The 13060-nt window shown below is 60.3% G+C and carries 12 protein-coding genes; all 12 read left to right on the top strand.

Going from position 1 to position 13060, the window contains the following annotated elements; all coding sequences use genetic code 11:
* Position 1 precedes the first annotated feature (1 nt).
* Entirely contained in the window at positions 2-1183 is a 1182-nt protein-coding gene (locus TRD_RS10710) for an amidohydrolase family protein (RefSeq protein ID WP_012642923.1), read from the top strand.
* Entirely contained in the window at positions 1180-1896 is a 717-nt protein-coding gene (locus TRD_RS13875; protein WP_012642811.1) for an enoyl-CoA hydratase/isomerase family protein, read from the top strand. Before TRD_RS10710 ends, TRD_RS13875 begins: the two co-directional genes overlap by 4 nt.
* A gap of 20 nt (positions 1897-1916) precedes the next feature.
* Positions 1917-2690, top strand: coding sequence for an enoyl-CoA hydratase/isomerase family protein (locus TRD_RS10700; RefSeq protein WP_012642716.1), 774 nt, complete (start codon positions 1917-1919; stop codon positions 2688-2690).
* Between the two features lie 9 nt (positions 2691-2699).
* Positions 2700-3509: an ABC transporter permease gene (locus TRD_RS10695; protein WP_012643287.1), complete on the top strand. Its 810-nt coding sequence runs from the start codon at positions 2700-2702 to the stop codon at positions 3507-3509.
* A 127-nt stretch (positions 3510-3636) separates the two neighbouring features.
* Positions 3637-4749: an ABC transporter substrate-binding protein gene (locus tag TRD_RS10690; protein WP_012643114.1), complete on the top strand. Its 1113-nt coding sequence runs from the start codon at positions 3637-3639 to the stop codon at positions 4747-4749.
* 16 nt (positions 4750-4765) lie between these two features.
* Positions 4766-6382: a class I adenylate-forming enzyme family protein gene (locus TRD_RS10685; protein WP_012642559.1), complete on the top strand. Its 1617-nt coding sequence runs from the start codon at positions 4766-4768 to the stop codon at positions 6380-6382.
* Positions 6379-7179, top strand: a complete 801-nt coding sequence (locus TRD_RS10680) for an ABC transporter ATP-binding protein (protein ID WP_012642476.1) — start codon at positions 6379-6381, stop codon at positions 7177-7179. Before TRD_RS10685 ends, TRD_RS10680 begins: the two co-directional genes overlap by 4 nt.
* Before the next feature lie 32 nt (positions 7180-7211).
* Complete coding sequence (locus tag TRD_RS10675; RefSeq protein ID WP_012642774.1) at positions 7212-8858, top strand: thiamine pyrophosphate-binding protein; 1647 nt, start codon at positions 7212-7214, stop codon at positions 8856-8858.
* Between the two features lie 29 nt (positions 8859-8887).
* The gene (locus TRD_RS10670) at positions 8888-9784 is read left to right on the top strand and encodes a VOC family protein (RefSeq protein ID WP_012642628.1); all 897 of its coding nucleotides are present in this window, start codon (positions 8888-8890) and stop codon (positions 9782-9784) included.
* A gap of 2 nt (positions 9785-9786) precedes the next feature.
* Positions 9787-10827, top strand: a complete 1041-nt coding sequence (locus TRD_RS10665) for an NAD(P)/FAD-dependent oxidoreductase (RefSeq protein ID WP_012642964.1) — start codon at positions 9787-9789, stop codon at positions 10825-10827.
* Positions 10828-11142: 315 nt separating this feature from the next.
* Positions 11143-12075: an ABC transporter permease gene (locus TRD_RS10660; protein WP_012642675.1), complete on the top strand. Its 933-nt coding sequence runs from the start codon at positions 11143-11145 to the stop codon at positions 12073-12075.
* A 27-nt stretch (positions 12076-12102) separates the two neighbouring features.
* Positions 12103-13029: an ABC transporter permease gene (locus TRD_RS10655; RefSeq protein ID WP_012642576.1), complete on the top strand. Its 927-nt coding sequence runs from the start codon at positions 12103-12105 to the stop codon at positions 13027-13029.
* The last annotated feature ends 31 nt before the right edge of the window (positions 13030-13060 follow it).

The following is a 13060-nucleotide window of genomic DNA, read 5'->3' as shown; positions in this document are numbered from 1 at the left end:
CATGCGGCTCGCACTGATAAACATCGGTTGCCTTTTTACTGGAGATATCAACAACCCCCTCCTCCCGGACTGCGACACCGTGATCGTCGAAGACGGGACGATCACCCAGATCGGAAAGTTCTCCGATCTCGCCGCGGAAGTCGAACAGGCCTCGACAGTCGTGGACGTCAACGGCATGACTGTCGCGCCGGGGCTCATCGATTCGCATTGCCACGTGGTTCTCGGTGATTACACGCCAAGGCAAAAGTGCGTGGACTTTCTGGACAGTTACGTTCATGGAGGCGTCACCGCAGTCGTCTCTGCCTCTGAGGTTCACGCGCCGGGTCGACCCCATGATCGACACGCTGTCATGGGACTGGCTATCGCTGCGCACCACTGCTTCAAGCATTTTCGGCCGAACGGCATGAAGGTCTTTGCCGGAAGCATCATCCTCGAGCCGTTCCTGACCGAAGAGGACCTGCACTACGTCGCTGCGGCCGGCGTCCGCTACGCGAAGTTCGGCTTCGGTGCATACGACGATCCACGCGAGGGAGAACCACAAGTCCGCTGGGCGAAAGCTGCCGGGCTCGTCGTCATGTCCCACTGCGGCGGCGCAAGCATCCCGGGGTCGCAGCCCATTCTGGCCGAACACCTCGTCGTTCTTCAGCCACACGTACTCGGCCACATCAATGGCGGTCCGACCTCGTTGCCCGACGAGGATATCGAGCTACTCGTCACGCAGACAGATATGGCTCTCCAGCTTGTGCAAGCCGGCAATCTGCGCTCGGCCTTGCGCATCGTCGAACTCGCTCACCAGACAGGCAACCTGCACCGCGTCCTCGTCGCCACCGATACACCGACAGGCACGGGAGTCATGCCTCTGGGAATGGTGAAGTCGATCGCGGAACTTTCCTCGCTGTCGAGCACCCCGCCAGAGATCGTGTGGTCATGGGCGACCGGAAACAATGCCGATGCGTTTCGGCTCCCGACCGGCAAGATCGCGGCGGGCTGGCCGGCTGACCTCGTCGTGATCGATGCTCCATGGGGATCGGTCGCCACTGATGCTGCGGGGGCTCTCCGCCGCGGCGACATCCCGGGGATTGCAGCCGTCATCATCGATGGTGCGATCCGGACACGCCGAAGCCGCAATACACCCCCCTCACGTCGTGAGGTGCTCGTGAAGGAGAGAGGAAGTAACCCATGAATAATCATTTTCCCTATCAGAAGATCCGAATTCAGCAAGAGAATAATGTCACCGTGCTCACGCTTGCAGATCCCGACACCCATAATGCTCTTTCCAATGAGTTGCTCGGGGAATTGTGCGACGCCCTTTCGCGCGTGAGCAGCACAGTCCTCCTCCTGAACGCAGAGGGGGATCATTTCTCGATCGGTCGACCGCCCCAATCGTACAGCGCAGCCCCTGAGACCTGGATGAAGGGGTACTACCTCGTGATGCGCGCCAATGAACTTTTGATGGGGTTTCCGGGTGTGACGATCGCAGCAGTTCAAGGGCACGCAAGGGGTGCCGGCTGCAGCCTCGCCGGACGCTGTGATCTGGTCCTCGCTGCCGAGACCGCAACGTTCTCCTTCCCGGAGCTGCGCGCAGGAGTGCCGCCGGTCATCGTCGCATCCTATTACTCCCGCAAGTTACCGTGGCACGCCTTTCTCCGGCTCGCTCTGACTGGGCAGGAAGTGAGCGCAGCGGAGGCTTGTCGGCTCGCTCTGGTTACCGAAGTGGTACCCGACCACGAACTCTTCCAGCGCGCCCGAGAACTAGCTGATGATCTCGCCAAGATCGATGCTGGCGCTCTGGCCACCTTGAAGCATTTCCTGCTCTCGAGTGAAAGTGCGAGCACACCCCAGGCGAACCGCCTCGCCTATGCCGCTTTGCTGGAAACCCTTGCCTCCCGAGTGTAGTCAGCCTGAGGAGGAGACCGATGAGTGATCTGCTGGTCACGCTCCAGACTTTGGACGACACAGCGATCGTCACGCTCAATCGTCCAGAAAAGCTCAACGCTCTCAATCTCGAACTCGTCAGTGCGCTCCGGGACACGCTGCTTGCGGTGGCCAACGATGCTCGTCTCCGTCTCGTCATCATCCGCGGAGCAGGACGGAGCTTCTGCTCTGGTTTGGATCTCGACATGATGGCAGCCGAAGGAATGCCGCCCGAATTTTATCCTGTTCAGGAAGAAGCTTTCCGACTTATCGAAACGATGAACAAACTCGTTGTCGCGGCGATCCACGGATATTGCTTGGGAGGAGGAGTCCAACTTGCCATCGCCTGTGATTTGCGTATCGCCAGTGACGACACGGTGCTCGCACTCCCGGCGATCAACGAAGGACTCTTCCCCGGCATGGCACCCTACCGCCTCCCGCGATTGATCGGGCTGGGGCTCGCACGTCGGTACATCTATACGGGGGATCCTATTCCGCTCGACCTCGCGCACCAGATCGGCCTCATCGACTGGATCATCCCCGCTCGATCCTTCGAGGATGAACTCGAAAAGCTCCTTCAAAAGCTCCGCGCTGTACCGTTCACCGCAGCCATCCATGGGAAACAACTGATGGCGAACGCTTTCGATCAATCGTTCAGCGCGGCGTATCACGACTCTCTTTGGCGTCTCGAACAGTGCCTCAGTTCGGACGACGTCGCCCGTGCTCGTGCCTTGTGGATGGAACGGAAGCAAAGCCGAACCGCCCAACGCCCATAGGAGGGATCGATGGTGATCGGGTCATCCACTCGCCGTCTCGTCGGGAAGCAAGCAGAGTCCAGTCTTACGGGGTTCGGCCTCCTGCGGCGCTTTGCACCGACTATCCTGGTTCTTCTTCTGTTTGTTGTTTTATGGCTAGTCGTGGCGAGTCGAACCAGTCCCTACGTCCTACCGAGCCCTGTCTCGGTCTTTCGCCAGCTTGTCACGCTTTTCGTCGATGGCACTGTCTGGACACACGTCGGTGCTACCCTGTACCGCGTCACCGCAGGATTCCTCTTGGGCACTGTTCTCGCTCTTCTGCTCGGGCTCGTAGCCAGCTCCAGCCCGGTCCTTCGACTCGTTCTTCGCGACCTTTCGTCCATTCTCAACGCAACATCGGTCTTCGTCTGGATCGTCCTCGCACTGATCTGGTTCGGGCTCACCGACCGTGCTCCCATTTTCACGACGCTCATGATCACTATCCCCGTCCTCATGAGTAACGTCTTCGAGGCCATCGATAGCCTCGATCGTCGGCTGTTGGAAATGGCGTCCGTTTACCGCTTCACGGCACTCGATCGGTTCGTGCACATCACTTTTCCATCGGTGATTCCGTATCTCTTCGCTGGTATGCGCGTTGCCTTTGCACTCGGCTTGCGCGTTTCAGTCGTGGCAGAGATCTTCGGCGTTTCCACCGGAGTCGGATACATGATGAACTTCGCTCGCGACACGCTCCGTACCGATGCGGTATTCGCCTGGGCGCTCATCCTCATCACCATGATGCTCCTCGTCGACAACATCATCTTCTCTCCCCTTTTGCGGTGGCTGACCCGATGGCGATGAATCATGCCTGGTTCGAGGAGGAGGTGCGTACATGACGGCTTTGTAATGCATACCGAAGTGAAGAAGGCTTCCGCGCACTGTCGATCGAGCTGGAAAGTTACCTCAGACTGAGAGGAGGAGACCCGAGATGAATCGCCGTACATTCGTCCGCACGGCTCTTCTGGGCACAGTGTCGTCATACCTTCTCGCTGCTTGTGGTGGCGGTGGCAACCCCACACCCACGCCCCAAGCAGCAGCGCCTGCCCCCTCGCCGACACCGATGCCGATGGCCACTCCGACGCCAGCGCCCGCTCCCACCGCGACACCGACGGTCGCGCCCACTCCGACACCCGCTCCGCCACCGACCCTCCGCTTCGCCTACCTCCGACTCGGCTGGGCAGGCTGCGAAGCGATCGACGAACTCAAACTTCTCAAGGAACGCGGCTGGAATATCGAGTGGTCACGCATCGACCAGATCAGTGCACTGGCCAACGCCTATGCTGCTGGCCAAGCGGAGATCATCGACATGTCCGCCATCATCGCAGCCCAAATGCACGAAAAAGGTGTCGAGTTCAAGATCTTCAGCGCTGCAGTCGGAACGCTCGGTGCCATTCTCGTGCGCGCCGACCTCAACGACATCAGCAGTGTTCCAGACCTCCGTGGGCGAAAGGTCGCGGGTGTCCCCGGCGGCACGACAACGCAAGACATCAATGCAATGGTCCGTAAACTGTACAATATGGATCTCTTTACCGACACACAATTCGTTCAGGCTTCTGCACCGCCCGACGTCGCCAATCTGATCATCAACAAGAATGTCGATGCCGTGCTCATCTGGGAGCCCACGACTTCACGGCTCACCGAGAGTGGAGTCGCCAAGATCCTCGTCACCCAACAAGAGCTGTGGAAGCAGGTATCCGGATCGCCGAATCCGCAAGTTCATGTCGTCTACCTTGCCCGGCCCGATCTTCTGGAGAAGTACCCGAAACTCGCCAAGGACATCATCGAAGCGCAGCAGACCGTCGCTGACATGTGGAAGAAGCAAGACGAAAAGGTCATCCAGGCTTTCGCCACGGTAACCCAGTTACCGCCCGATATCGTGAAGGTCGCGTTGTCGCGAACGACTCCTCTCGCTGGACTCGGCAAGGATCTTCAGGAAACACTGCTCGCACAGTGGCGCTTCAATCGTGAATCAGGCGTGCTTCTGCAGTCTGACATATGGCTCGATCCAGAGAAAGCACGCAAGCTCTTCTGGACAGAGTGATTTCGGGGAGGCCTGGATGAACCCGACTCTCCTCTCCTCGATAGTCGATCATGCGGCCGAAAGCGATCCCGCGCGGCCCTTCCTCCAGTGGCACCAGGCTGTCTGGACGGCGCAAGACGCCCAGTTGGGCGTCTTGCGCCTCACTCACTTCCTGCACGCCTTAGGAGTTGGTCCCGGAGATCGCATCGCCGTGCTCAGCCAGAATCGTCCTGAGGTGCTCTTGCTGCTTTTTGCTGCGGCTCGGATCGGAGCGATTCTCGTTCCCATCAATACCCGTTACTCCGCTTTCGAGATCGCGACGGTACTCGATGACGCACAACCGTCTCTCCTCTTCTGCGATACCACGACACTCTCCCTCGCCTCGTCGGCTCGTAGCAACTGCGTCCCACAACTCATCTCCCTGGACGAGCCGACCCTTCAAAGCCAACTGCGTCAGGGGCCGATCCACTCCATCCAGGCGGCAATGGCATCACCGCGTCCGACCGATCCGGTCCTCATGCTTTACACCAGCGGGACCACCGGCTCTCTTCGGGGAGCCCTTCTTTCGCACTCCAACCTGCTGACCAACGTGCACCAGATTCTGACGACACTCCAGCCTGTACCGGGCACGTCAGCACTCCTCGTTACCCCTCTCTTCCATGCTGCCATCGTCCCCGCGGCTCTCACCCCATTGGCCAGTGGGCTTACCCTGATCATCCATGAGCGCTACGATCCCGAGCGAGCGCTGCACGCGCTGCAGCACTACCCCGTGTCATGGACTGTCCTCGTGCCAACGATGATCCAGGCGTGCATCGATGCACTCGGTACCCGAACCCTTCCAGAATCGCACCACCAACGCACGATTTACTACGGAGCTGCTCCAGCGCCACGCTCGCTCATCATCGAAGCCAGGGAGCGCCTCAAAGCGGAACTCGCTCAATCGTACGGGTTGACGGAAGCCACCCAGTGTGTCACGATCCTGACCCCCCAGGATCACCGTCGCGCCATTACGAGTTCACCGGAACTCTTGCTTTCCTGCGGGAAACCAGTCGCGCACACCGCCGTGCGCATACTCGTGAACAGCACGCTCGAGGACACACCCCATCGAGTCGGTGAGGTCGTCGTCTTCGGCCCACAGGTCATGATAGGCTACTGGCAGCGCCCGACGGAGACAGCCAACGTCTTCTTCGAGGGCTGGTTGCGAACCGGCGACGTTGGTTATTTGGACGCCGACGGATATCTCTACATCACTGACCGCCTGAAGGATCTTGTCATTTCTGGCGGCGAGAACGTGTACACCCCTCGAGTAGAGGATGTCATTCGCTCTCATCCAGCAGTCCGCGAGGTAGCCGTCATTGGCCTGCCACATCCCAAGTGGGGGGAAACGGTTCATGCCGTCATTGCGCTGAACCCAAGTTATCAACCATCCGAACAACTCGCCGGCGATATTGTTCGACATTGTCGCCAATTTCTGGGCGGCTTCGAGATTCCGCGCTCGATCGAGTTCACTGATCAACTTCCGAAAACAGCCACGGGCAAAATTCTCAAGCGCAATCTCCGTAGCCGGCAGATCACCGACATCCATTTTGCGCTCGATCTTCGTGACTCGATCGGCACTGCTCGTCTCCACTCTCGGGAAGGGGGAACAGAATGAACACCGGAGCCCCTGCTGCGCCCAAGAGTCAAGCGCTCGTCATACGACGGCTCACGAAGCGATATGTCGTCAGTGTCTTGGACAATTTCGATCTGACAGTCGATGATGGAGAGTTCGTGTGTCTGCTCGGTCCCAATGGTTGTGGGAAAACGACGCTCCTGCGTATTCTGGCCGGCATCGAGACCCCTGATAGTGGCGACGTCCTGGTGCACGGGTCTCCGCTCCATGAGCGCAATCGCCTCACCCATCGCATCGGGTACGTCTTTCAGGAGCCGAGGCTCTTACCATGGAAATCGGTGCGCGACAACGTGATGCTGGCCATCAAGAACGTCTGTCGTGTCGACTCCTCGCGTTCCCGTTCGCTCGCCCAGGATTTTCTGCGACTCGTCGGGCTGTCTGGCTTCGAGGATTACTTCCCGAATCGTCTCTCCGGTGGCATGCAGCAGCGAGCATCGATCGCACGAGCGCTCGCGGTACAGCCCGAACTCTTGCTCATGGATGAACCTTTCAGTGCTCTCGACCCAGAAAATCGCCGGATCCTACAAGATGAGCTGCTCCGCATTTGGCGGGAGACCGGAGTCACTGTTCTCTTCGTCACCCATAGCGTCGATGAGGCGTTCCGGCTCGCCTCGCGTGTGCTGGTGCTCAGCGCACGGCCGACAAGGATTCTTCTCGAAATTCGACCGGACCGAGAAACCGACGTGCACACGACGAAACAGCGTGTCTTGGAAATCTTCGCCGAGCAGGTTCGACTCCAACAGGGTCTGACGACGCCAGCCCAAGCTGTCACGATATAGGTTTTGGTCAGTTCAAGAGAAAGGGGTTCACCGTGGCTAAGGTCTACGAGCTCCTTTCGCGCCAGCTCATCGGCCTCGGTTCCGATACGATCTTTGGCCTCGTAGGGAGTGGCAACTTCTTCCTGGCCGAGAGTCTCGTCACCCATGGTGCGAAGTTCGTGGCTGCGCGACATGAGGCCGGAGCCTTAGCGATGGCCGATGCCTGGGCTCGTCTGACACAAAAGGTCGGAATCTGCACTGTTCACATGGGTCCAGGTTTCACGAACATCATTACACCACTCGTCGAAGCTGCAAAAGCACGGACACCGCTCCTCGTCCTGACCGCCGATGTGTCGACAGGGGCCGTTACGTCCACGTTCGCCATCGATATCGATGCCTTGGCCACCGCCAGTGGAGCCATCCCTGAACGGTTGTGGAAGAACTCCACAGCAACCCAAGACCTTGTCCGTGCCTATCGCCGCGCTCGATACGAGCGTCGGCCAGTCGTCTTCGTCATGCCACAAGACATCCAAGCAGCGGAGTCCACGGCAGCTGTCATAGCTCCAGAGGACAATGCCTACTTTTCTGTGATCCCTGACCGAAGCATACTCGAGAAGATCGTCTCCCTCGTTCGGGACTCGCGTCACCCTCTCATTTTGGCAGGCCGCGGCTCAGTTCTCGCGGGAGCGAGGGCAGGTCTCGAGAAACTCGCCGAAGCCATTGGAGCTCTTCTCGCCACGACAGCGAATGCCCACGGACTGTTCGCTGGGAACCCCTGGTCGATCGGTATCGCTGGCGGATTCTCGTCTCCCGGAGCAGTCGAACTCTTCCGACAGGCCGATCTGATTTTGGCCTTCGGCGCCTCCCTCACCGTTTGGACCCGCCGCCACGGTCGTCTCTTTCCAGAGTCGTGCCCGATCGTGCAGATCGACCTCGACCCCGCCGCGCTGCACCGCCAATACCCGGTCACGCTCGCTTGCGTCGGCGACGCCCGTGCCACGGCAGAAGCACTACTCGAGCTCTTGCCCGACAAGCCAGTAGGGCAATGGCGAACACCGTCGACGCTCCAGTTCATTCAGGAACACTCCTGGATTAACACACCGTTCGAGGATGCCAGCACGGAGAACACGATCGACCCGAGAACGCTTTCACTGTTCCTGGAACAGAACCTTCCACCGGATCGTATCCTCGTCCTCGACTCTGGTCACTTCATGGCATACCCGGTGATGTATCTGAGTGTCCCAGATGAAAAAGGTTTTGTTTTCACGCAAGCATTACAGTCGATCGGCTTCGGTTTGCCGAATGCGATCGGAGCAGCCATCGCCTATCCAGATCGTCTCACCATCGCAGCGACTGGTGACGGAGGACTGCTGCTCTCGTTGAGCGAACTCGAGACAGTCGCACGCTATCGGCTCCCCATCCTCATCGTGGTTTACAACGATGCCGCCTATGGGGCCGAGGTTCATCACTTCGCTCCGATGGGTTGGCCAACTTCCACCGTGCAATTCCCTGACACGAACATCGCCGAGCTCGCTCGCGCCCTGGGTATGCACGCCTTTACCGTCCGCACACAGCGCGACCTGGAATCGCTCCGGGAGGCGCTCTCCGATCGCTCCTGCTATCCCATGCTGCTGGATGCCAAGGTCAACCCAGCGGTACGCGGCGGAGAATGGTTCGATCTGGCTTTCGAGGGTCACTAACTCGGTGTTCTGTTTGGAAAGGAGGACACATGGCCCTGTGGTTGACCCATGTCGGCGTTCGCGTGCCGAATCTGCAGGACTCCATCGAGTTTCACACGTCCGTGCTGGGTCTCACGGTACTGTCGCGAGAAAGCGACAGAGCATATCTCAGCTGCGGATACGATCGCTCTGTTGACCTTTGTCTCGTTACCGGCGGCACGGGTCTCGATCATGTCGCTTTTGGCGTCACCGACGAACGCGAACTGGACACCCTCGCTTCTCGACTCCTCGACCACGGAGCCGAACTCGTTCCATCTGCCTCTCCAGAGCCTGGGGTGAACAAGGCGACGCGACTCCGCCTCCCCTCAGGCCATCTCCTCGAGTTCGTCATCATAGAACCCGATCCAGAACAACGATTCACCTATCCGCACCCTGCAGCACCACCCATGACCCATCGTTCGGTAGTTCTCTTGATCGATTTGGATCATGTAACACTCCGGCACACGGATGTATCAGGCTTGGCGCTCTTTCTCCAGAATAGCCTCGGTTTTCACATCCCTGATGCACGCTTGATGCCAGATGGGCAGTGGCGCGCCGCGTGGCTTCATGTGACATCCCAGCACCACGATCTCGCCATCATTCGGGGAGACGCTGGTGAAACACTCGACCATGTTGCCTTCCGCGTCAGCGGAATCGAGACCATGAAGTATCTGGCTGATCGCCTAGCTTCCTTCGGCATGACGATCGAAGTTGGACCAGGTCGTCACAGCATCGGCGGGAACCTCTTTACCTACTTTTGGACTCCAGACGGTAACCGTTATGAGCTTTCTGCAGAAATGGCGATGGTTTCGAACACTGCCTCACCCACTCGTTTTTGGGGCGATGATCCCGGGCTCTTTTCCCCTTGGGGCATCCGTCCTCCTGAGTCGTTCCGGAAAGGATCATGAGAATGGATGTCATATCTCACAGCGCTACGCACGACGTCTTCGACACGACGATCATCGGCGGGGGGCCGGTCGGGTTGTTTGCCGCCTTCTACGCCGGCATGCGCGGCCTCAAAACCAAGATCATCGACTCCCTCCCCGAACTGGGCGGCCAGCTCATCGCCGTCTACCCCGAAAAGTACATCTACGACGTCGCCGGCTTCCCCAAGGTCCTGGCCAAAGACTACGTCCGCGGCGCCGTCGAACAGGGCCTCTCCACCGGCGCCGTCCCCTGCCTGGAGGAAACCGCCCAGTCCCTCACCTGGCTCCCCGACCACGGCTACTACCGCCTCACCACCGACAAGGGTGAGCATTACACCCGCACCGTCATCATCTGCGCCGGTATCGGCTCCTTCGAGCCCAAACGCCTCGACGCCCCCGGCATCCGCACCTTCGAGGGCCGCGGCGTCACCTACCTCGTCCGCTCCCTCGAGTCGTTCCGCGACCAGGACGTGGTCATCGTCGGCGGCGGCGATTCCGCCGTCGATTGGGCCCTGGCCGTCGCCCCCCTCGCCCGCTCCACCACCCTCGTCCACCGCTCCAAGTTCCGCGCCCACGAGCGCTCCGTCCAGCAGCTTCATCAGGCCCCCGTCACCCTCTACTACCCCTTCTGGGAAGTCAAGGAGGTCCGCGGCAACACCTGGCTCGAGCACGTGGTGATCCATCAGACCCGCACCGGCGAGGAACGGACCCTCCCCGCCCAGACCCTCATCGTCGCCATCGGCTTCGCCGCCGACCTCGGCCCCCTCACCGCCTGGGGCCTTACCATCGAGCGCAACAGCATCGTCGTCGATCCCCGCACCATGAGCACCGGCCTCCCCGGCGTCTTCGCCGCTGGTGACGTCGCCACCTACCCCGGCAAGTTCAAGCTGATCGCCACCGGCGTCGCCGAAGCCATCACCGCCGTCAACCACGCCGTCGTCTTCCTCGACCCCGCCGCCCGCCTCGATGCCGGCCATTCCACCGCCGTCATGGACAAGCGCGAGCGCGCCGCGACCCCGCACTGACCATCCCCCAGGCACCCCAGCAAGCCGGAGTGGGCAGCGCGCCCCCTCCGGCTCGTCCGGTTCCGTGCACGGTGCCCACATCAGCCCCCCAGCCCCGCCGCTCCTCCCTCGCACCGGACGAGCCGCGACCGGCAGCCCCCTCCACCACCCCACGCCGCTTCCCACCCCACTCCCCACACCCGCTGCCGGTTCGGACAGAAGGGGGAAACTATTGACAACGCTTTCGCGCATGTGGTACTGTGCTCTCGCAAGCATCTCACTGTGCCGTTTTCGGCAAACACGGACCGGGTCACAGGGCAAGCTGAGGAGTGATGCATGGCGCAGTACATCGCTCGTCGCCTTCTGATGGTCATTCCGACGTTGATCGCGATTTCGCTCATCACGTTCATCATCATGCATGCGACACCAGGAAGCCCGATGCAGCCGAGTGCCCCCCAGGCGAACCCATTGCCACCAGCTGCCCAAGAAGCGCTGGCCAAGAAATATGGGCTCGACAAGCCGCTGTGGCAACAATACCTGCACTATCTGAGAAACATCTTCACGCTCGACTTCGGGTTCTCGTACCAGTACCAGACCCGCGAGGTCCGGGAGATCATGGCGACCACGCTTCCCGTCTCGCTCCATCTCGGTGTCATGGCGATGGCTCTCGCCATCTTGATCGGCATCCCGCTCGGCGTCATTGCAGCCATCAATCAGAACGGCCCGGTCGATTATCTCTGCAGTTTCATTGCGACGCTCGGCGTGGCTGTGCCCAATTTCATCTTGGCCCTCTTCCTCATTGTGCTGCTCGTCCTGCTCATCCCGATCATTCCGCGCACCGGCGGCTGGGATTCACCGATCGATTGGGTCCTGCCCACGCTCGCACTTTCGCTCGGCCCGATCGGGATCATCGCCCGTTATACCCGGGCCAGCATGGTCGAAGTCCTGCGGCAGGACTTCATCCGTACCGCCTACGCCAAGGGACTGAGCGATCGACAGGTCATCGTGCGACACGTGCTGAAAAACGGCTTGATTCCACCCATCACCATCCTGGGCCCGATGTTCGCTGCCATCGGCACCGGCTCACCGTTCGTCGAGAAGATCTTTCGCGTTCCCGGGATGGGACGCTTCTTTGTCGATAGCCTGATCGCTCGCGACTACCCGATGATCATGGCCGTGATTTTGATCTATGGAGCGTTCCTCGCCATCATGAATATTGTCGTCGATATCTTGTACGGTGTCGTCGATCCTCGTATCCGCCTGGCTTGAGCCGAAACGCGGAGAGGAGCTCACCGCATGGCCACCACCGGTGCTGGGATGACCGGTCGAGCAGAGCGGGCCGATGCCCTCATTTGGGCAGCTCGCCCTCACCGGACGCTCTGGCGCGATGCCCTCAGTCGCTTGCTCGCCAACCGCCTCGCCTTGTTCGGGCTCATCATGGTCACCACCTTCACCCTCATGGCGATCTTCGCACCTGTGCTCGCTCCGTACCCATACGACAAAGCCGATTTTTCGGCCGTCTCCCGGTTTCCGACTTGGACCGGGAAGTACCCGCTCGGCACCGATCTCGTCGGTCGCGACATGCTCAGTCGCCTCATCTGGGGTGCGCAGGTCTCCATGCTCGTCGGACTCGGCGCGCAGGTCATCGTCTTCTTGATCGGTGTGCCCATCGGCGCGCTGGCTGGCTACCTCGGTGGCCGCGTCGACGCGATCCTGATGCGCTTTGTTGACGTGATGTACGCCTTCCCCCAGCTCCTCTTCGTCATCCTGATCATGGCGGCGCTCGGACGCGGGATGCAGAACATCTTCATCGCGATCGGTGTGACTGGCTGGGTCACGCTCGCTCGTCTTACCCGCGCCGAGTTCTTGGCGCTGCGCGAGCGCGATTTCGTCATCGCTGCGCGCGCAGCTGGCGCTTCTCCCTGGCGCATCATCACGCGGCATCTTCTGCCGAACGCCCTCTCGCCGATCATCGTGACGCTGACCTTCGGCATTCCCCAGGCCATCTTCACCGAAGCAGCGCTCAGCTTCATCGGGATCGGCATTCCCGAACCGCGCCCGAGCTGGGGGAAGATGGCTGGCGAGACGCAGCAGTACATCACTTCGTACTGGTACATGCCGATCTTCCCGACCATCCTGATCGCGCTTTTGATGCTCAGTTTCACCTTCCTCGGCGACGGGCTGCGCGACGCGCTCGATCCACGGACTCGCAAACGCGACTGAAAGGAGGTGTGCACGATCGGAAACCATGGAC

The sequence above is a fragment of the Thermomicrobium roseum DSM 5159 genome (genome assembly GCF_000021685.1).
In the GTDB taxonomy this organism is placed as follows: domain Bacteria; phylum Chloroflexota; class Chloroflexia; order Thermomicrobiales; family Thermomicrobiaceae; genus Thermomicrobium; species Thermomicrobium roseum.
This window is presented reverse-complemented; position numbering and strand designations above follow the sequence as displayed.